Raw genomic sequence first — 19,453 nt, forward strand, 5'->3', positions numbered from 1 at the left:
TTTTGCGACTACCTTGTAGGATTCAGAGACATCCTCGCGTTTGGCGATCCGGGAGCTGGCACGTATGATGCTTCACAAACTTCCGCAGATTAGAAGCCTATGTCCCTGATAGTTCTACTGCTTCTGCCTTTTGTGGGCAGCTGTCTGGCAGCCGTGCTGCCGCACAACGCACGTAACGCCGAATCCCTGCTGGCAGGCCTGGTCGCTTTGATCGGCACGGTCCAGGTCGCCTTGCTGTTCCCGCAGATTGCCCATGGCGGCGTGATCCGCGAAGAGTTCACGTGGCTGCCCAGCCTGGGCCTGAACTTCGTCCTGCGCATGGACGGTTTCGCCTGGCTGTTCTCAATGCTGGTGCTGGGCATCGGCACTCTCGTTTCCTTATATGCCCGCTATTACATGTCGCCGGATGACCCGGTGCCGCGTTTCTTCGCATTCTTTCTGGCGTTCATGGGCGCCATGCTCGGGCTGGTGATCTCCGGCAACCTGATCCAGATCGTATTCTTCTGGGAGCTGACCAGCCTCTTCTCGTTCCTGTTGATCGGCTACTGGCACCACCGCCACGACGCGCGCCGTGGTGCATACATGGCGTTGATGGTCACCGGTGCGGGAGGGCTATGCCTGCTGGCGGGGGTCATGATCCTCGGCCATGTGGTCGGCAGCTATGACCTGGACAAGGTCCTGGCCGCCGGCGATCTGATTCGTGCACATGCCCTCTACCCCATCCTGCTTCCCCTCATTCTCATCGGCGCCCTCAGCAAAAGCGCCCAATTCCCCTTCCACTTCTGGCTGCCCCACGCGATGGCGGCGCCGACACCGGTTTCGGCCTATCTGCACTCGGCGACCATGGTCAAGGCCGGGGTTTTCCTGCTCGCCCGGTTGTGGCCGTCGCTGTCCGGCAGCGAAGAATGGTTCTACATCGTCAGCGGCGCTGGAGCCGCCACACTGTTGCTCGGCGCGTACTGCGCGATGTTCCAGAACGACCTCAAGGGCCTGCTGGCCTACTCGACCATCAGCCACCTCGGCCTGATCACGTTGCTGCTGGGCCTGAACAGTCCACTGGCGGCCGTCGCAGCGGTGTTCCACATTCTCAACCACGCAACCTTCAAGGCCTCGCTGTTCATGGCTGCCGGGATCATCGACCACGAAAGTGGTACCCGCGACATCCGCAAGCTCAACGGTCTGTTCAAACTGATTCCGTTCACCGCCACCCTGGCGATGGTCGCCAGTGCGTCCATGGCCGGCGTGCCGTTGCTCAATGGTTTCCTGTCGAAAGAAATGTTTTTCGCCGAAACCGTGTTCATCAATGCCACCGCGTGGGTTGAAGCTGCACTGCCAATCGTGGCGACCATCGCCGGTACGTTCAGCGTTGCGTACTCGCTGCGCTTTACCGTCGACGTGTTCTTCGGCCCGACCGCCACCGACCTGCCGCACACACCGCACGAGCCGCCACGCTGGATGCGTGCACCGGTCGAGTTGCTGGTTTTCACCTGTTTGCTGGTAGGGATTTTCCCGGCACAAGTGGTCGGCCCGTTGCTGGCCGCCGCCGCGTTGCCGGTGGTGGGTGGCGTGCTGCCTGAATACAGCCTGGCGATCTGGCACGGCCTCAATGCTCCGATGATCATGAGTCTGATCGCCATGTCCGGCGGCATCGTGGTCTATCTGCTGCTGCGCAATCAGCTCAAGCGCGGTCGTTTCAAATTCCCGCCACTGGTAGGCCGCTTCAACGGCAAGCGCCTTTTCGAGCGCAGTCTGGTGGCAATGATGCGTCTGGCCCGACGCCTGGAGCGGCGGATCGGCACCAAACGCCTGCAAACCCAACTGTTCCTGATGGTGTTGGCGGCAGTGCTGGCCGGCCTGATCCCGATGCTGCACAGCAGCCTGAGCTGGGGCGACCGGCCGAAGATCCCTGGCTCCATCGTGTTCGTGACCCTGTGGCTGCTGGCAATCGCCTGCGCCCTCGGCGCCGCGTGGCAGGCCAAGTATCACCGTCTCGCCGCCCTGACCATGGTCAGCGTCTGCGGTCTGATGACGTGCGTGACCTTCGTCTGGTTCTCGGCACCGGACCTGGCCCTGACGCAACTAGTGGTCGAAGTGGTGACCACGGTGCTGATCCTGCTCGGCCTGCGCTGGCTGCCACGGCGGATCGAAGAGGTTTCGCCGCTGCCGAGCAGCCTGCGCAAGGCCCGTGTGCGGCGTCTGCGCGACTTGCTGTTGTCGATTGCCGTCGGTGGCGGCATGGCGCTGCTGTCCTACGCAATGCTGACCCGGCAGACCCCGAACGACATTTCCTCGTTCTACCTGAGTCGCGCCCTGCCTGAAGGCGGCGGCAGCAATGTGGTCAACGTGATGCTGGTGGACTTCCGTGGTTTCGACACCCTCGGTGAAATCACCGTGCTGGTGGCCGTGGCGCTGACCGTATTCGCCCTGCTGCGACGCTTCCGCCCACCGAAAGAAAGCCTGCAACTGCCAGCCCAGCAACGCCTGCTGGCGCCGGACGTAGTCACCGATCTAGTCAATCCGCGTTCGGCCAGCGACACCGCGCTCGGTTTCATGATGGTGCCGGCGGTGCTGGTGCGCCTGCTGCTGCCGATTGCGCTGGTGGTGTCGTTCTACCTGTTCCTGCGCGGGCATAACCAGCCAGGTGGCGGGTTTGTCGCCGGTCTGGTGATGTCAGTGGCGTTCATCCTGCAATACATGGTCGCCGGCACCCAGTGGGTCGAGGCGCAAATGAGCCTGCGACCGCTGCGCTGGATGGGCACCGGGTTGCTGTTCGCCACGGTCACTGGCCTCGGCGCAATGGTGGCGGGTTATCCGTTCCTCACCACGCACACCTGGCATTTCAGCGTGCCGGTGCTGGGCGACATCCATATCGCCAGCGCACTGTTCTTCGACATTGGCGTGTACGGGGTGGTAGTCGGTTCGACATTGCTGATCCTCACCGCCCTCGCCCACCAATCGGTCCGGGGCCACAAAACCGCCGCCATCAAGGGAGCCGTCTGATGGAAGAAGTCATCGCAATCGCCATCGGAGTGCTCGCCGCGTCCGGGGTCTGGCTGATCCTGCGTCCACGGACATTCCAGGTGGTCATGGGCCTGTGCCTGCTGTCCTACGGCGTCAACCTGTTCATCTTCAGCATGGGCAGCCTGTTCATCGGCAAAGAACCGATCATCAAGGACGGAGTACCGCAGGACCTGCTCAATTACACCGACCCGTTGCCTCAGGCGCTGGTGCTGACGGCGATCGTTATCAGCTTCGCCATGACCGCGCTGTTCCTCGTGGTGCTGCTCGCGTCGCGGGGCCTGACCGGCACCGACCACGTTGACGGAAGGGAGCCCAAGGAATGACGGCGATGACCCACCTGATCGCCGCACCGATCCTGCTGCCGCTGCTGACGGCTGCCATCATGCTGATGCTTGGCGAAAAGCACCGGCCGCTGAAGGCGAAGATCAACCTGTTCTCCACCATGCTGGGCCTTGTGGTTTCCTTGCTGTTGCTGCAATGGACCCAGACCACCGGCGTGCCCGGCTCCATCGGCGTCTACCTTCCGGGCAACTGGCAGGTGCCATTCGGCATCGTGCTGGTGGTCGATCGGCTGTCGGCCTTGATGCTGGTACTGACCGGGATCATCGGCGTCAGCGCTTTGCTGTTCGCCATGGCGCGCTGGGATGGCGCAGGCTCGAGCTTCCACGCACTGTTCCAGATTCAGTTGATGGGCCTGTACGGCGCATTCCTGACAGCGGACCTGTTCAACCTGTTCGTGTTTTTCGAAGTGCTGCTTGCGGCATCGTACGGTTTACTGCTTCACGGCTCGGGCCGGGCGCGGGTGTCGTCGGGGCTGCATTACATCTCGATCAACCTGCTGGCATCGTCGCTGTTCCTGATTGGCGCGGCGCTGATCTACGGCGTCACCGGCACGCTGAACATGGCTGACCTCGCGATGAAGATTCCGCTGGTGCCGGAAGCCGACCGCGGCTTGCTGCATGCTGGTGCGGCGATTCTTGCGGTGGCGTTCCTGGCCAAGGCCGGAATGTGGCCGCTGAACTTCTGGCTGGTGCCGGCTTATTCCTCGGCCAGCGCGCCGGTGGCGGCGATGTTCGCGATCATGACCAAGGTCGGCGTCTACACCCTGCTGCGCCTGTGGACGCTGCTGTTCTCCGGCCAAGCCGGGGCTTCGGCTTACTTCGGCGGCGACTGGCTGATCTACGGCGGCATGGCGACCATGCTCTGCGCAGGCGTGGCGATCATCGCCGCACAACGCCTGGAACGCATGGCCAGTCTGAGCATTCTGGTGTCGGCCGGGATTCTGCTGTCTGCCGTGGGTTTCGCCCAGCCGAACCTGATCGGCGCGGCGCTGTTCTATCTGGTCAGCTCGACCCTGGCACTCAGCGCGCTGTTCCTGCTGGCGGAACTGATCGAACGTTCACGCACCGCCGTCGAAGTGCCTCTGGAAGACGAAAACGAACTGTTGCCACGTCCGCAGCAATGGCAACCGCCGGTCAAGGGCATCAACCTCGACGATGACCAGAAAGCCGTGGTCGGCCAAGTGATTCCGTGGACCATGGCCTTCCTCGGCCTGAGCTTCATCGCCTGCGCGCTGCTGATCATTGGCATGCCGCCGCTGTCGGGGTTCATCGGCAAGCTGAGCCTGATCGGCGCCCTGCTCAATCCGTTGGGGCTCGGCACTGGCGAACCGATCTCGAATGCTGCCTGGGCGTTGCTGGCACTGTTGATCCTGACCGGACTCGGCTCGCTGATGGCGTTCTCGCGCCTGGGCATCCAGCGCTTCTGGTCGCCGGAGGAGCGCCCGTCACCCGTGTTGCGCAAACTGGAATGCACGCCGATTTTCCTGCTGCTCGGTCTGAGCATCGCCCTGACCTTCAAGGCTGAACCACTGCTGCGTTACACCCAGGCCGCCGCAGACGCGTTGAACAACCCGCAGCAATACGTGATGGCGGTGCTTGGCACTCGCGCCGTACCAAGCCCGGAAGCCAAGGCTGCGTTGCTGGAGGTGCAACCATGAAGCGCCTGTTCCCTGCTCCGTGGCTGTCACTTGCATTGTGGTTGCTATGGCTGGTGCTGAACCTGTCGATCAGCCCCGGCAACCTGCTGCTGGGCGCAGCACTGGGTTTCTGCGCGCCGCTGATGATGCGCAAACTGCGCCCGCAACAGATCCATATCCGCCGCCCCGGTACAATCCTGCGCCTGTTCCTGCTGGTTGGACGTGATGTGGTCATTTCCAATCTGGTGGTGGCGTGGGGTGTGCTCAACGCGGGACGCCGGCCGCCCCGTTCGCGCTTCATCAAGGTGCCTCTGGACCTGCGTGATGCGAACGGTCTGGCGGCGCTATCGATGATCTGTACGGTAGTGCCCGGCACGGTGTGGTCAGAGCTGGCGCTGGATCGCAGCATTCTGTTGCTGCACGTCTGGGATCTGGATGACGAGGCGCAATTCATCCAGCACTTCAAGGTCACTTACGAGCGGCCGTTGATGGAGATTTTCGAATGAGCCCGCTGCTGTCGAATGCCATTCTGCTGACGCTGTTCCTGTTCTCGCTGGCGATGGTGCTGACACTGATCCGCCTGTTCAAAGGGCCATCGGCACAGGACCGGGTACTCGCACTGGACTACCTGTACATCGTCGCCATGCTGATGATGCTGACCCTGGGGATTCGTTATTCCAGTGACACCTATTTCGAAGCGGCGCTGCTGATCGCGCTTTTCGGTTTCGTCGGCTCGTTTGCCCTGGCGAAATTCCTGCTGCGTGGAGAGGTGATCGAATGAACGTTGAATTGTCTCTGTGGGTGGAAATTCCGGTGGCGATCCTACTGGTACTCAGCGGCGTGTTTGCCCTGATCGGTGCAGCCGGGTTGTTGCGGATGAAGGATTACTTCCAGCGCATGCACCCCCCGGCGCTGGCCTCGACCCTGGGCGCGTGGTGCGTGGCGCTGGCGTCGATCATCTGTTTTTCCGCGCTCAAGTCCGGGCCGGTGCTGCACGCGTGGCTGATCCCGATCCTGTTGGCGATCACCGTGCCGGTGACCACCCTGCTACTGGCGCGTGCGGCGCTGTTCCGCAAGCGCATGGCCGGGGATGATGTGCCGGCCGAGGTCAGCAGCCGCCGTACTGAAACCGGCAGTTAGAGCCAGGCGACGGCCAACAGCCCGGCTCCCAGAATCAGACATAACGGTGAGTAAACCCAAGTGTCGAGCCGGGCAAAGCGCGATCCCTTCACTTCCTTGAAAAAACCCACCAGTTCCGAATCGCCGATCGCCCGCGCAAACATCAGCAGCGCAATTGCACTGATCACCCACTGCAACGCCCAGTGATGCACTGGCGAAAACCACCAGCCCACCCTCATGCACACCAGTGCGGCAATCAGTAGCAGGACCGCCGCTACCACCAGCGTGATCCAGCCTGACGGTTTGAACGCCGGTTTGAGCGCCTGCCCGCCGTTATCCACCGGAACCTGCGGTATCACCGCCACGGTCGCCCACTGTCCACCCATCGCCCAATACACGTGCATCAGGCTGATCGCCGCAAATATCGTCACCAGCCATTGAGCCAACACAAAGGTCATGGTCGAGAATCCTTGAAAGGGATTTGAACAAAACATCCTAGTCGGCATTTTTCCATATGCACGACCGGTCGGCGGTGCGGTAAAGTGCCGCCCCATGAAACTCACCCGTTCCGATCGCTCACTGCTGGCCTGGATGCTCTATTGCTGCGTCCTGTTCAATGTGTTCGCCTGCAGCATCGGTCACGGACAAATGGTCGGCATGCAGCTCAACGGTACTGGTGGCCAGTTCTGCACCGTCGACCCGAGCACCCAGGCGCCACTCGCGTCCAATCCCACTGAAGAAAAATTGCCGACCCTGGCCAAAGCCTTTGGCTGCCCGCTGTGCTCTACCGGCGGCATGGGCCCGGCGTTCAACTCCAGTCTGACCCTGGCGATCCTGCCGGAACAACACAGCCCACCGCTGCCGGTCATCGTCAGCGCCGACCTCCCTGCCCGGTTCACCTGGCCTTCGGCCAATCCCCGCGCCCCGCCGCTCGCCTGAGTGTCTTTACCTTTTTGATTTGTCAGCCCACTGCGCCAGCGCGCGGCGTTCGCCTGTGCGCTGGCTCCTAGACAAGCATTCAGGATTCAATCAATGAAACAACTTACCTTGCTGGCGAGCCTGTGCGGCTGCCTGTCCGTCAACGCCTGGGCACAATCCACGGTGGATTTGGCGCCGATCACCATTGACGGCGAATCCGCCGCCGAACCGGGACTGAGCCTCGACCAGCCCAGCGGCATGGCCTCGCGCCTCGGCTTGAGCATACGCGACACCCCGGCCTCGGTGGCCATCGCCAATCGCTATGACATCGAACGCCACGGTGCGCAGAACTTCCAGGACGCCGCCAACACCCTGCCCGGCGTCAACGCCAGTGCCCCGCCGGGCTTCGGCGGTTTCGTCTCCTATCGCGGTTTCACCAGCAGCCAGATCACTCAAATGTTCAATGGCGTCAACGTCTCCGGCGGACTGGCGCGGCCAGTGGATTCGTGGATTTATGACCGGGTGGAACTGGTCGGCGGCCCGTCGTCGCTGATCAATGGCGCAGGCTCGGTGGGCGGCTCGCTGAACTACGTGACCAAACTGGCCACTCGCGACGAGCAAGTCGCCGAGGGCCGGGTCAGCTACGGCACCTATGACACTACCGAAACCGCGTTCGGCCTCAACCACGCTCTGAGCCAGCCCGGCGCCGACGTGCAGCATTACACGCGTCTCGACGTCAGCCACAACACCAGCAACGGCTACATCGACCGTCAGGAGCGCGATGCCTGGAGCATGGCGTTCTCGCTGCTCAGCGACCTGACGCCGAACCTGTCGCACACTCTGGCCCTGGAATATCAGGACGAACACGAAGACAGCCCGTACTGGGGCACCCCGGTGCTCAACCCCAAGGCTGGCGAGTTGAAAATCGACCGGCACAACCGCTTCAACAACTACAACGTTGAGAACGGTCGCTACGAGCAACGGACGATCTGGGTGCGCTCGATCATCGATTACCGGATCAACGACAGCACGACCCTGCGCAACACGCTCTATCACCTCGACAGCCAGCGTGATTACCGCAACCTGGAAACCTACCAGTACAACGCTGACAACAGCGCGGTGAATCGCTCCACGGCCTATCAGGTCCGGCACCAGGGTGAGCAGGACGGCAACCAGTTCGAGTTACGCCATGACAGCACGCTGTTCGGCCTCGCCACCACTTGGTCCGGCGGCTTCGAATACAAGGTCAACCAGACCACCAATTCGCCGCTTAACGTCAAAGGCGCGAGCACCGTGGACCCGAACAATTATCGTCCGGGGCACTTCTATGACATTCCGGGCACGAAGCCCGGCTTTGTCAGCGACAAGACCAACGAGGTCACCACCAAGGCCCTGTTCGCCGAGAACCGCCTGGCGCTGACCGACAAGCTTTCGTTGCTCACCGGCCTGCGCTACGACGACATCGATCTGGACGTGACCAACCATCGCACGGTGACGGCGAGCAACCCGCGCCATCTCAAGCGCAGCTGGGAACCGGTCACCGGGCGCGTCGGCCTGACGTATCAATTCGTTCCGGCAGCCAATGTCTACGTGCAATACAGCACCGCCGCCGAACAACCCGGTGGTACTCAGGACTTCGATGTTTCAACGGGCAAGCAATGGGAAATCGGCAGCAAATTCGACTACCTGAACGGCCGTGGTTCGGCGACGGTGGCCGCCTACACCATTGAGCGGAAAGACTTTGCCATCACTGATCCGCTGGACCCGACCAACAGCATTCCAGTCGGCCAGCAGACGTCCAAAGGCATCGAGATTGCCAGCTCACTACGGATTACCGACAAGCTGCTGGCCGAGGGCAACGTCGCCTGGGTCGATGCGCAATACGACGAGTTCAACGAGAAGAACGCTGCCGGCGTGGTGGTTTCACGCAAGGGCAACACGCCGACCAACGTGCCGGACCGGGTCGGCAATCTGTGGTTGACTTATGACTTCTCCCCACAGTGGCAAGGCGGGGTTGATGCGCGGTATGTGGCGTCGGTGTATGCAGACAATGCCAACACCATGACCGTGCCGTCATACACCTTGTTCGGGAGTTTCCTCAGCTACAAGGTCGATTCGCACACCACCGTCACTGGCCGCGTGCGTAACCTGACGAACGAGGTGTATGCCGAATTCGCCCATGTGTCGCCGGCGTATTACCTGGGCACGCCGCGCACCTTTGAACTGGCGGTACAGACCCGATTCTGATTCACCCTGGCGAGGGAGCACGCTCCCTCACTACAAACCTGCCTGAACCTTGTCTGCTACATCCTTCGGCAACCATGCCTGCCAAACATCCGGATGGGCCTTCATGAACGCCTCCGCCGCTTCCCGTGGCGGGGTGTGTTTCTCGCTCATTTCGGCCAGTGCCTTGTTCAGATCCTCGATCGGAAAATCGACTTTGCTGAAGAACGCCGCGATCTGTGGGTATTGCTTCTGGAATGGCGCAGATACCCCGATCGATAGCTTCGAAGCCAGTGAACGGGTCGGTTTCGGATTGGGATTGTCGGCGTCCGTCAGGGTCTTCCAGGCCTCGGCGTCGAACGGCGGCTCTTCCAGCTGTACCAGTTTGAACTTGCCGAGCAACGGCGTCGGCGACCAGTAATAGAACAGCACCGGTTTGCCCCGGCGGATCGACGAACTGATTTCGGCATCCAGCGCCGCGCCGGAACCGCTGCGAAAATTGGTGAAGTCATCCTGCAGCCCATAAGCCGTGAGCTTCTGCTTGTTCACCACTTCCGAGGTCCAGCCGATCGGGCTGTTGAGGAACCGCCCCTTGCTCGGGGTTTCCGGATCCTTGAACACGTCCTTGTACTTCTTCAGGTCACTGACGCTACGCAGGTCCGGTGCCAGCGGCTTGATGCCTTTGGCGGCATCGCCCTTGATCACGTACTCCGGCACCCACCAGCCTTCGGTGGCACCCTTGACCGTATCGCCCAGGCTGGCGACCTTGCCTTCAGCCTCGGCCTTGACCCACACCGGACTTCGCCCGGCCCACTCCTCACCGATAACCTGAATGTCATTGTTGGCCAGCGCGGTTTCCAGGGTAATGGTGGTGCCTGGCAACGTGTCCGTCGGCAGGCCGTAACCCTTCTCGACGATGATCCGCAGGACATCGGTGATCAGGCTACCGCTTTCCCAGTTCAGGTCCGCGAAGTGAATCGGGGTCTGTGCCGCATTGGCCGCCGGCACCGCAGCTATCAAGCCCATTGTGGCCAGCCCTGCGGCCAGCCACCGTCGAAATCCGTTCATGCTTTGCACCTCGTGCTGTTCACAGCAATAGCAGGATGGCCTGACAGAAGACCGCCAGCCTCTGAATACTCAGTCAACTGACTGTAGACGAGGTTCCTGCTTTTTCAGGGGCATCACACGGACGAGGCTACTTTTCAGACATTTCCTTCAAGCGTTGAAGCTCGCGTCTGACCATGCTGGCGTATTCAGCAGGCTGCAAAGCGTAGATCTGCGAGGCGACCCAACCGAGCCAGGCACCCTTCAATTCGGCCTTTGCATCGAACAGGCGCCGGGCTTCGTCGCGGGCGCTGTCGAGGTTCTGCAGATGGAAATCGGCGCGACTCACAGCTGTCACTCGCTGGCCTTGAAGGTCACCAGCTCGCCCTTGCGCCATTTGGCGGCTTTGGCGGTGACGGCTTTCAGGGTCTTGGTCAGGCCTTCCTGCAATTGCTCATTGGCAGCGAACACGGTGACCGCGCTGTGACCTTCCTTGAACACGATGGCATGGCCGTCGGCCGTGCTGACGAAGGCATAGTCGCCCAGTCCGTACACGGTCATCTTGATCTCGCGAAAACGGATATCCATCTTGCCGCCTTCACGGCTGGGCAGTACCGAAGCGCTGAAATGATCGCCGACCTTGAGCTTGAGGCCGGGCTTGTCGTCGACCACCAATGCGCTTTCGGTGTCGATTTCGGCAACGTAAATGCCTTCGGCGTTTTGCTCGGTGATGTAAACAAAACGCGATTGAAACTGCTTGACCAGCTTTGCCCGCAAATCACCCAGCACGAACAAAGCATGCATATCGAGGTTACTGACTGCCAAAGAAACATCCCCACACTTGAAAGAGTGCCGCACGCGAAAAACGCGCACGACGTTAAAAACGGCCAGGCCGATGATGTTGCGTAATGACTCGAATAAAAGCCTGAACGAGCCAAGTGCTCATTCAACGCGAGGTTCACAAGACTACTGGAATGCCACTCGCGAAACCTGCAAAGACGTTCTCCAAATGTTGAAGGAAAACGCCTCACGGTCGGCCAGAGAAAACTGACTACGAACTTTAGGGAAAAAACCCACCAAGAAAAGCACTTTTCCGACATATCGCACGCAAAAAATTGCTTTAGATAACGTCATGCCGTCAACAGGTGTTGGCGATTCTAGAGCAGCGACGCCGCTCACGACTACCCGCAACCGTCTGTAAATGCGGGTCAATCCATGAAAAGGACTTCATATGTGCACTTTGACGCATTTTGCCGTGACTCACGAACCCGTCTTTGCCTTGAACACTCCAGTGTTCGAGACTGATCCTACAATCGATCCTTGTGGACGGGAGCCGTTGTTTCAGGTGGTCCCGGCGGGCAACAGCTTTTTCCATATCAGGGAAAAGTCGACGGGGCTTGTCAGAGGTTTCCGCGAAGATCATAACGCCGCCTGCGCCCTCGCCCGTTCTCTGGAATCGCGAATCGAACTCCTGACCAGCGAGCACCTCAGATAAAGAGAGTGATCGATCCCGCCATCCTTCAAGGAGTACACCATGGAACTGCCTGCCTACAACCTGACAACCCTGTTCGATCAATTGGGGCTGCCTTCGGAGGAAGCGGCGATTGACGATTTCATCGAAGCCCATCCGCTGGAAGCCGATACCAAGTTGATCGACGCCGACTTCTGGAGCCCGCAACAAGCGCAGTTGCTCAAGGAATGGCTGCGTGCCGATGGCGAAGAAGCGGTGATGGTCGACGAGCTGAATGTGCGCCTGCACCGGGGCAAATGATTTCGATCAGTGCAGGCTGTTCTCTGGTCTGGCGTCCAACTGCGCGAGCCACGCCGCCCTGCACTCCTCGGCTTCATCGCGACTGGCGAAAGCGGTGCCGCGCTGCTCGCCATTGAGCAGCACCACCCAGCAGACACTTTGCCCCATCGCGCGCAGTCCGGCGGGTACACCGCTGCCGATCATCACCGCGATATCGACTCTGCATTGCATGCTGACCTCCCAACTTCATTAGCAACCTAACTATGTAGGCATGTTAATGAAGTGGATCAAGAGGAAACAGCAACGCCGCTGCACAGCTTAATTGCAGTTCCGGCAACAATGCCTCAGCGCGGCTTCTCCGGTTTGTAGCCCAGACGCAATCCACCCCAGTGGCGACCCTTGACGATGATCGGCACCGACAGGTCGTGCATCAGCTCGCCGGTATCGCGGGTGTAGGTCTGCAACAGCACCGGTTGCTGATGACTGCCGCAACGGATGCCAGTGCGGTCAGCGAATTTGCGTTTGGTGCGATTGTTGAGGGTATCGACCTGCACATCCCCGGTCAGCGGCTGGCTGAACACCTGATTGTGGGTCGGCACATAACCTTGCTGCGTGCAGGCGATGGCGAACACCAGGCCTTCGTGGCGCGGCAGTAACGGCTCCTGAATCGCCGGCAGCACCTGATCGGTGTAGCGGTCGAAACGAGTCTGGAACTTGGCAGGCTGGGTGTTCGGGATGGGCTGATACTGGCGGTCAAACAAATCTTCCAGGCTGATCCGCCCCTGCTCGATATCGGCCTCGAAGCGCGCGGCAATCTGGCTCGCACCTTCGCGGGCCAGGTCGTAGATGCGCTGGTGATAGTCATCCAGACCGACTTCGGCCAGGCGCTCGCTGATGGTTTCCGCCTGTCCCTCCATCTGCACCGCCGCCTCGGCCAGGCGCCGGGTCTGCTGATCGCTGATCGCCAGATCGCTGCGCATCTGCTCGATGGCGGTGAACAGGCTGTCAAGCTGTTCGCGGTTGGTCTCGGCACCCCGGGCGATTTCACCGACCTGGGTTTCAACCCCGGCAGCCAAGAGCGCGATGTTTTCCAGGTGCTGCCCGGTGTGTTCGACCTGCTCGACACCAGTGTGCAAATCGTCGGAGAGCTGGCGGATCTGCTCCACCACCTGCGCCGTGCGTTGCTGAATGTCGGCGACCATCTCACCCACTTCGCCAGTGGCCGTCGCGGTGCGAGCCGCGAGGCCGCGCACCTCATCCGCCACCACCGCAAAACCGCGACCGTGTTCGCCGGCCCGGGCCGCTTCAATGGCGGCGTTCAATGCAAGTAGGTTGGTCTGGCTGGCGATGGACTGAATGACCAGCGTCACGCGCTGGATGTCATCGCTGCGCTGGCTCAAGGCTTCGATCAATTCGCGGCTGGCATTGGCACGCTGGCTGAGTTGATGCATGCGCGAGATCGAATCCACCAGTTCGGTGCGCCCCGCCGCGCTGCTGTGATGGGCTTCGCTGGCAGCACCCAATGCTTCACGACTGAGCTGCGAAGTGGCCTGCTCAGTGGCGATCATGACTTCTGCGTTGTTGACGATCTGAGCGGCAGCATCGAGTTGCGATTGCAGTTTTCCGGCCAGTTCCTTGACGGAAAACGCCACACCGGCAGCTGACAGCGCGTTATGACTGGTGGTGTAGGAAAGGTCGCGAGTCAGCTCGGACATCGCGTTGCTGCTATCGACCGGCTGCGCATCGGGGACCGCACGGGAGCGCAGGCGCGGCAGCCAGACAATCAGCACCGCCAGCGGCATACCCACGTATAACGGCCATTCGCCGAAGGTCATCCCGGCCAGCAAAAGCATCAGGGCGATGCTCTGCAAGGTCGGCGTCAGCCAGCGATTCTTCGGCAAAACAACTGGTGCAGGCAGAGCCGCAACCAGAGATCCATCTCTCGTCATTTCGTTACCCCACGCTTGTTCTCATTGTTGTGACTGCATTAAACGCCACTACAAGGCCATTATCCATGGTCCGTTAGTCGTGGGTCTGTGGCAGGTCAATGGAACGGTGCGGGTGTTTCCGGCAGACGAGAAAAAGCAAAGATCGCAGCCTTCTGCCGCTTTGAACAAAAGCTGCAGAAGGCTGCGATCTTTTCGCGACGACCCGCATTGAAGGGGTCGCCTCAGGAATCAGGCCTGACGCTGGTGCTTGTCGATCTGCTCGTGACGCTCTTGAGCTTCGATGCAGTACTTGGTGGTCGGGCTGATCAGCAGGCGTTTCAGGCCGATAGGCTCGCCGCTGTCGTCGCACCAGCCAAAGCTGTCTTCCTTGATACGCTCAAGGGCTTGTTCCAGTTGAGGCAGCATGCGCTGGTCGCGATCGATCGCGTTTACCAGCCAGGTGCGCTCTTCTTCCACCGAGGCGGCGTCCGCCGGGTCAGCCGGAGTGTCCAGGCTCTCGATGGCAATACGGTTCTGCTCAATGCGCTCATGGGTTTCGACTTTCATGTTCTGCAACAGCTCTTGAAAGAAAGCGTGTTGCTCGGCATTCATGTAGTCATCTGCCGGCATGGCCAGCAACTTGTCCTTTGTCATTGATATCTCTATAAAAAACGTGCATTAAGGCGAATTAGGGAGCGTTCCGGCGAACCGCCTGCGGTCATCGGAAAGGCATCGTTTATTGCAAACGCCACCCGGCACTCAATTTACGAAGGGGCGGCAGTCTAAGGCCCGTTTGAGGCCTCAGCAACTCTAAATACCGGGAATTTGTCCGACAAAGCCCGGAAACTGCTCTGACACAGGCTTCAGGCGCTCATCGGAGTGCGTTTATAGCAAGAAATTCAGTCGAGCGGCTGTATATAGAAGACAAACGGTGGACGAGCGGCGCTTTGTCGCAATTCGTTACGGTCGGTCACCGCAAAACCCACCCCATCGCAAAGACTGACAAATCCCCCCAACCTCGGCTACGTTATGCCCTCCCCGGTTCGACTTGAAGGAACGTGTCATGAAACTGATCGGCATGCTGGACTCCCCTTACGTGCGCCGCGTGGCGATCTCCGCCAAGTGCCTGGGGATCGAACTGGAACACGATCCGGTGTCGGTGTTCCGTCACTTCGAGCGCTTCCAGCAGATCAATCCGGTGGTCAAGGCGCCGACTCTGGTGCTCGATGACGGCGAAGTGCTGATCGACTCGACCCTGATCCTCGACTACCTCGAAGCCCTGATCGGCAAAACCCTGCTGCCCGCCGACCTGTCGCAACGGGTAAAAGCCCTGCGCCTGATCGGTCTCGGCCTCGCCGCCTGCGAAAAAGCCGTGCAGCTTTACTACGAGCGCAACCTGCGCCCGGCCGACATTCAATATCAACCATGGGTCGAACGCGTCGAAGGCCAACTCGCCGCCGCCTTTACCGCCCTCGAACACGAACTCGAAAAACACCCGCTGCCCACCGACGGCCCGCTCCAACAGGACGGCATCACCCTCGCCGTCGCCTGGAGCTTCACCGGCCTCGTCGTCCCCGACCAAATCGACGCGGAGCGCTTCCCGCGCATCGCCCAATACACCGAGTACGCCGAAAGCACCCAGGCGTTCATCAGCACACCGATGACCTGACCATGAGCGCCACTGAAACCGCCGCCCCGGCCCTGAAAGAAATCTTCAACGCCGAGCGCCTGCAACATATCGCCACAGAAATGAGCGCCGTGTACCCGGCGTTCAAGGCCAAGGCCTTTCTCAAGCACGCCAACGACGGCCTAGCCGACCTTTCGGTCATGCAACGCATGGCCCGCGTCAGCGAAAGCCTGCACGCCGTGCTGCCACTGGACTACGCCGATTCCCTCGACGTACTACGCGAACTCGCTCCACGCCTGAACAGCGGCTTCGTCAGCATGTGCCTGCCGCACTACGTCGCGAGCTACGGCGCGCACGCGTTCGACACTTCAATGGAAGCCCTGAAGTATTTCACCACCTTCGGCTCTTCCGAATTCGCCATCCGCCACTTCCTGCGCAACGACCTGGAACGCTCGCTGGAACTGATGCACGACTGGGCACGAGACGAAAACCACCACGTCCGCCGCCTCGCCAGCGAAGGCAGCCGCCCTCGCCTCCCATGGTCGTTTCGCCTGGAGCCGGTGCAGGCAAACCCGCACCTGGCCGCAGGGATTCTTGACCGGTTGAAGGCGGATGAGAGTTTGTACGTGCGCAAGTCCGTGGCGAATCATTTGAATGACGTGACCAAGGAGCATCCGGAGTGGGTGCTGGATACGGTTGAGGGATGGGCGCTGGAGAACAAGCACACGGCTTGGATTGCCAAACATGCGTTGCGGAGTTTGATCAAACAGGGCGTTATGCGGGCTCTCACTGTTATTGGTGCGGGGGCCAAGGCTGAGGTTGAGTTGCTGGATGTGAAGGTGGAGCCGGCAGTTGTGCGGCTTGGTGAGACGATCACTCTGTCGTTTACGGTTCGGTCGTTGGTGCCGGTGGAACAGCGGTTGGTGATTGATTACGCGATTGACTATGTGAAGGCGAATGGCGGGACTTCGACCAAGGTTTTCAAGTTGAAGACGTTGGATTTGGCTGGGTTTGGGAGTGAGGTTGTGTCGCGCAGGCAAGTGATCAAGGACTTCACCACGCGCAAGCACTATGCGGGGGAGCATGCGGTGCATGTGATGGTTAATGGGGAGCGGTTGGGGAGTACTGCCGTTAACATTCTCACTTCATAGTTATAAAAGACAGTTTCGCCCTTTTGGCTCGGAATTGAGTTTATGCGTTGAGTTCCTGATCCAGCACCTGAATCACAACCAACCTCACAACAAGCGCTGGTGCGCACTCGCCACGCAAGTCACGCACCAGGCCCATCTGCACAGTTACCACTGGCCGCTTGCGAGACAGCCGACGATTTCCCAACCGCTGTATTCCCACCAGGAATATCGATCATCGGAGCAACTTCTGGCCAGACTGGCCATGTGGATTTCACCCGCTGTTTGTTGGGTACCGAAAGGCGTGCCAACAGAAGCTGTTATTTGATTGACAGTTTGAGGAGCCTTAATGGTGATCGGATGTACAGAAGCATTCGCAACGGTGGCGGTGAAAGCGAGCGTTGCGGATACGGCCAGAGCAGTGATGGACTTTTTCATTTTCGAATCCTTTCAGTTATCTGACATGCGTCTTGTGCATTGGCCTGACCTGCCTTAATCAATAATCTGAACAGATCGGGCGCTCGTAAAAAGCCTACCACCGCGCTGCCGGCTGCACAGTCGCTCAACTGTGCTATTGACAAGCTGATGGAGTGAGGGGAGAGATCTTTTTGAACGCTCACGACTCGGGCAACGCGTCGGGTTCTTTTCCTGTCTATCACCCTGCGCGCAATGGTGGCGCCACGCCATGAATGATAAGGTTCAGCCTCAAAATCACGGACGACACCTCGTGCACAAACGATCTCTTGCTGCAGCAGCAATAACCTTCACCATCAGTCTTTCCGCTCTCGCCTCTCCTGTGCCGCAGGAAGAGCTCGAAGAGTGCCAACGAATAGAAAACTCGGCCAAACAGGTCATGAAAAGCAGGCAGCAAGGCGCGCCCATGGATTCGGTGTGGGAACTGGCCGAAGCGGCAGCCAAGCAGAACGAGTATGTGGGTGAGTTGTTCAAGACGCTGATTCGCGAGGCGTACGCGATTCCTCAGTACTCAAGCGAGAGCTTGCAGCAGAAAGCGATCAGCGATTTCCATTCCAATTTCTACAAGGCTTGCATCGTGACGGCGGAAAAGCGAGCAGGCGCCAACGGCTGAGCTCATCGAGCAAAAAAGCGCCTGATTCACGGCCAGTCCTGCGACCATGACCACTTGTGCGATGCCCAGAGCAGTCTTGCGATGTGCAGGCTCAAGGATGGCGGCGAAGTTGCTGAGCATTTCGCTAGCGGAATCGAGGGATTCGCTAGCCACAAGTCCCCTGTGTCTAAAAAACCGGCCACCCTGCATAATCCGCGCAAATTCCTCCATCAACCCAAGTCCGACCGTCATGCCTGAAGAGTTCGAAGTCCCCAGTCCTCACGAGCAACACGTTGAACACACCACCCATCATGCCCACGCAAAAGGCGATCGCTTTGCCAGCAAGATTGCGGTCATGACGGCGATCATGGCGACGGTAGGCGCCCTGATGAGCTATCAGGCCGGTTCGACGGAGAGTGAGGCGGCCATGGACAAAAACAACGCCGCCATCCAGAAGACCGAAGCGGCCAACGAGTGGAACTACTACCAGGCCAAGTCCAGTCGGCAGAACCTGTCGGAACTGGCCAGCCATCTTCCGGGACTTGATTCCGCTCATTACGTTGCCGAGGCTCGGCGCTATGCGGAGCAGAAAGAGGAAGCCCGCAAAAAGGCGGAAACTCTGGAGCAACAGGCGCGAGAGTGGGACGAGAAGTCAGAGCAGGTTTTGCACCAGCATCACCGCTGGGCCCAGGCCATGACAGCCATTCAAATCGCCATTTCACTGGCGGCCATCACCCTGCTGACGCGCAAGGAGTGGCTCAGGCGCGTCTCGTTTGGCGCGGCGGGCTTGGGGGTCATGCTGGGCTCGCTGGCCTGGTTGCATATCTGAATGAGGTAGAAACCGCTGAAGCCGACGAAAAAAGGAACAGATTCAGTGCATGAATCTGTTCCTTTTCGCTTGGGAACGGCCCCAGCCCCTTCGGTTCCACGTTCTCCAATGCCTGCTTCACCGCCAATGCCCCCGACATCATTCTCGGCGCGGTCTTGCGGCGGGCAGGTGCCAGAATGGCGACCTTCCAGGGATTGACTCGAACGGGCCTACTGCGAATTGCTGCGCCCCGGCAACATCCGCACCAAGGTGTTATCCCGCACCCAGTAGTGGTGAAAAAGCCCCGCCGCCGCATGCAGACCGATCAGCCAGTAGCCGGTGCTGCCCAGCAGTTCATGCCAGTATTTGAGTCGTTTGGCAAAGTCCGGATCGATAGCCACCAGAGCCGGGAGATGGAAGCCGAAGTACGGAAACGGTTTGTCGGCAGCGGCGAGCATCAGCCAGGCCAGTACCGGAGTGACGATCATCAGTACGTACAACGCCAGGTGCATCAGGTGTGATATGCCGGTCTGCCAGGCTGGCGGCTTGGGGGTGATCGGCGGCTGCGGCGTCAGGCGCCCGAGCAGGCGAATCCATACCAGGGCGAAGATACCCGCACCAAATGCGCCATGCAGGCCCATCAGCAGACCTCGGGCTTCACTGCCTTTAGGCATAAAACCTTTGATTTCAACACAGGCATACACGCCGACGAACAGCGCCAGCATCAGCCAGTGAAGCGTGATTGATAGTTTTCCATAACGGGTTACGGTGTTGTCGCGGGTCATAAGAAGCGCCTCGTGATTGTCGTGGGCGACGGTCGATTCGTTCGACAGTCTCGATCTTG

Annotated in this window: 23 protein-coding genes and 1 pseudogene; 14 read left to right on the top strand and 10 right to left on the bottom strand. The window is 59.9% G+C overall.

Features of this window, described 5'->3' with window-relative positions; genetic code table 11:
- Positions 1-99 precede the first annotated feature (99 nt).
- Genes CAF87_RS14205 through CAF87_RS14230 form a run of 6 tightly spaced genes read left to right on the top strand, consistent with a single transcriptional unit; the run spans position 100 to position 6,139 of the window.
- The gene (locus CAF87_RS14205; protein ID WP_085731958.1) at positions 100-3,000 is read left to right on the top strand and encodes a monovalent cation/H+ antiporter subunit A; all 2,901 of its coding nucleotides are present in this window, start codon (positions 100-102) and stop codon (positions 2,998-3,000) included.
- Positions 3,000-3,344, top strand: a complete 345-nt coding sequence (locus CAF87_RS14210) for a Na+/H+ antiporter subunit C (protein WP_003192163.1) — start codon at positions 3,000-3,002, stop codon at positions 3,342-3,344. The genes CAF87_RS14205 and CAF87_RS14210 overlap by 1 nt, the downstream gene beginning before the upstream one ends.
- Positions 3,341-5,020 (top strand): monovalent cation/H+ antiporter subunit D, encoded by a 1,680-nt coding sequence (locus tag CAF87_RS14215; RefSeq protein ID WP_085731959.1) that lies wholly within the window; start codon positions 3,341-3,343, stop codon positions 5,018-5,020. The genes CAF87_RS14210 and CAF87_RS14215 overlap by 4 nt, the downstream gene beginning before the upstream one ends.
- A complete protein-coding gene (locus tag CAF87_RS14220; RefSeq protein ID WP_085731960.1) occupies positions 5,017-5,505 on the top strand; it encodes a Na+/H+ antiporter subunit E in 489 nt (162 codons plus the stop codon). The genes CAF87_RS14215 and CAF87_RS14220 overlap by 4 nt, the downstream gene beginning before the upstream one ends.
- Complete coding sequence (locus CAF87_RS14225; RefSeq protein ID WP_003225959.1) at positions 5,502-5,780, top strand: K+/H+ antiporter subunit F; 279 nt, start codon at positions 5,502-5,504, stop codon at positions 5,778-5,780. Before CAF87_RS14220 ends, CAF87_RS14225 begins: the two co-directional genes overlap by 4 nt.
- Positions 5,777-6,139 (top strand): Na+/H+ antiporter subunit G, encoded by a 363-nt coding sequence (locus tag CAF87_RS14230; protein WP_085731961.1) that lies wholly within the window; start codon positions 5,777-5,779, stop codon positions 6,137-6,139. Before CAF87_RS14225 ends, CAF87_RS14230 begins: the two co-directional genes overlap by 4 nt.
- Here the strand turns inward: CAF87_RS14230 and CAF87_RS14235 are convergent.
- Positions 6,136-6,576 carry a DUF3995 domain-containing protein gene (locus CAF87_RS14235; RefSeq protein WP_085731962.1) on the bottom strand — a complete coding sequence of 147 codons (441 nt, stop codon included), beginning with the start codon at positions 6,574-6,576 and terminating at the stop codon, positions 6,136-6,138. The genes CAF87_RS14230 and CAF87_RS14235 overlap by 4 nt on opposite strands.
- A gap of 94 nt (positions 6,577-6,670) precedes the next feature.
- Between CAF87_RS14235 and CAF87_RS14240 the strand changes: the two genes are divergently transcribed.
- Complete coding sequence (locus CAF87_RS14240) at positions 6,671-7,057, top strand: DUF2946 domain-containing protein (protein WP_085731963.1); 387 nt, start codon at positions 6,671-6,673, stop codon at positions 7,055-7,057.
- 93 nt (positions 7,058-7,150) lie between these two features.
- Positions 7,151-9,283 carry a TonB-dependent siderophore receptor gene (locus tag CAF87_RS14245; protein WP_085731964.1) on the top strand — a complete coding sequence of 711 codons (2,133 nt, stop codon included), beginning with the start codon at positions 7,151-7,153 and terminating at the stop codon, positions 9,281-9,283.
- Positions 9,284-9,313: 30 nt separating this feature from the next.
- Here the strand turns inward: CAF87_RS14245 and CAF87_RS14250 are convergent, their stop codons facing one another.
- From CAF87_RS14250 to CAF87_RS14260, 3 genes are all read right to left on the bottom strand, one after another.
- A complete protein-coding gene (locus CAF87_RS14250; RefSeq protein ID WP_085731965.1) occupies positions 9,314-10,327 on the bottom strand; it encodes an ABC transporter substrate-binding protein in 1,014 nt (337 codons plus the stop codon).
- Between the two features lie 127 nt (positions 10,328-10,454).
- Positions 10,455-10,652, bottom strand: coding sequence for a hypothetical protein (locus CAF87_RS14255; RefSeq protein ID WP_085731966.1), 198 nt, complete (start codon positions 10,650-10,652; stop codon positions 10,455-10,457).
- Between the two features lie 5 nt (positions 10,653-10,657).
- Positions 10,658-11,128 carry a hypothetical protein gene (locus CAF87_RS14260; RefSeq protein ID WP_085711422.1) on the bottom strand — a complete coding sequence of 157 codons (471 nt, stop codon included), beginning with the start codon at positions 11,126-11,128 and terminating at the stop codon, positions 10,658-10,660.
- Between the two features lie 406 nt (positions 11,129-11,534).
- On the opposite strand from CAF87_RS14260, the gene CAF87_RS29520 reads away from it, so the two are divergent.
- Both CAF87_RS29520 and CAF87_RS14270 read left to right on the top strand, forming a co-directional pair.
- Positions 11,535-11,798, top strand: a complete 264-nt coding sequence (locus CAF87_RS29520) for a hypothetical protein (protein ID WP_085731967.1) — start codon at positions 11,535-11,537, stop codon at positions 11,796-11,798.
- A gap of 39 nt (positions 11,799-11,837) precedes the next feature.
- Positions 11,838-12,074, top strand: coding sequence for a DUF2789 family protein (locus CAF87_RS14270; protein WP_085687730.1), 237 nt, complete (start codon positions 11,838-11,840; stop codon positions 12,072-12,074).
- 6 nt (positions 12,075-12,080) lie between these two features.
- Here the strand turns inward: CAF87_RS14270 and CAF87_RS14275 are convergent, their stop codons facing one another.
- The 3 genes from CAF87_RS14275 to CAF87_RS14285 form a co-directional block, all read right to left on the bottom strand.
- Complete coding sequence (locus CAF87_RS14275) at positions 12,081-12,284, bottom strand: hypothetical protein (RefSeq protein ID WP_085731968.1); 204 nt, start codon at positions 12,282-12,284, stop codon at positions 12,081-12,083.
- A gap of 113 nt (positions 12,285-12,397) precedes the next feature.
- Positions 12,398-14,002, bottom strand: a complete 1,605-nt coding sequence (locus CAF87_RS14280) for a methyl-accepting chemotaxis protein (RefSeq protein WP_085731969.1) — start codon at positions 14,000-14,002, stop codon at positions 12,398-12,400.
- A gap of 228 nt (positions 14,003-14,230) precedes the next feature.
- Complete coding sequence (locus CAF87_RS14285; RefSeq protein WP_039767046.1) at positions 14,231-14,635, bottom strand: TraR/DksA C4-type zinc finger protein; 405 nt, start codon at positions 14,633-14,635, stop codon at positions 14,231-14,233.
- 409 nt (positions 14,636-15,044) lie between these two features.
- On the opposite strand from CAF87_RS14285, the gene CAF87_RS14290 reads away from it, so the two are divergent.
- Entirely contained in the window at positions 15,045-15,650 is a 606-nt protein-coding gene (locus tag CAF87_RS14290) for a glutathione S-transferase (RefSeq protein ID WP_085731970.1), read from the top strand.
- Between the two features lie 2 nt (positions 15,651-15,652).
- Entirely contained in the window at positions 15,653-16,759 is a 1,107-nt protein-coding gene (locus CAF87_RS14295) for a DNA alkylation repair protein (protein WP_085731971.1), read from the top strand.
- 144 nt (positions 16,760-16,903) lie between these two features.
- Here CAF87_RS14295 and CAF87_RS14300 read toward each other — a convergent pair whose 3' ends face one another.
- Complete coding sequence (locus CAF87_RS14300) at positions 16,904-17,173, bottom strand: hypothetical protein (RefSeq protein ID WP_085731972.1); 270 nt, start codon at positions 17,171-17,173, stop codon at positions 16,904-16,906.
- Between the two features lie 247 nt (positions 17,174-17,420).
- On the opposite strand from CAF87_RS14300, the gene CAF87_RS14305 reads away from it, so the two are divergent.
- A complete protein-coding gene (locus CAF87_RS14305) occupies positions 17,421-17,822 on the top strand; it encodes a hypothetical protein (protein ID WP_256576014.1) in 402 nt (133 codons plus the stop codon).
- Positions 17,823-17,837: 15 nt separating this feature from the next.
- On the opposite strand, the pseudogene CAF87_RS29700 reads toward CAF87_RS14305, so the two are convergent.
- Positions 17,838-17,972 (bottom strand): annotated as a pseudogene (locus tag CAF87_RS29700) (DUF6124 family protein); the annotation flags it as partial.
- 79 nt (positions 17,973-18,051) lie between these two features.
- Here CAF87_RS29700 and CAF87_RS14315 point away from each other — a divergent pair.
- The gene (locus CAF87_RS14315) at positions 18,052-18,630 is read left to right on the top strand and encodes a DUF4337 domain-containing protein (protein ID WP_085731974.1); all 579 of its coding nucleotides are present in this window, start codon (positions 18,052-18,054) and stop codon (positions 18,628-18,630) included.
- A gap of 209 nt (positions 18,631-18,839) precedes the next feature.
- Here the strand turns inward: CAF87_RS14315 and CAF87_RS14320 are convergent, their stop codons facing one another.
- Positions 18,840-19,394: a cytochrome b gene (locus tag CAF87_RS14320; protein WP_085731975.1), complete on the bottom strand. Its 555-nt coding sequence runs from the start codon at positions 19,392-19,394 to the stop codon at positions 18,840-18,842.
- Positions 19,395-19,453 lie beyond the last annotated feature (59 nt).

Source organism: Pseudomonas sp. R38(2017), assembly GCF_002112395.1.
In the GTDB taxonomy this organism is placed as follows: domain Bacteria; phylum Pseudomonadota; class Gammaproteobacteria; order Pseudomonadales; family Pseudomonadaceae; genus Aquipseudomonas.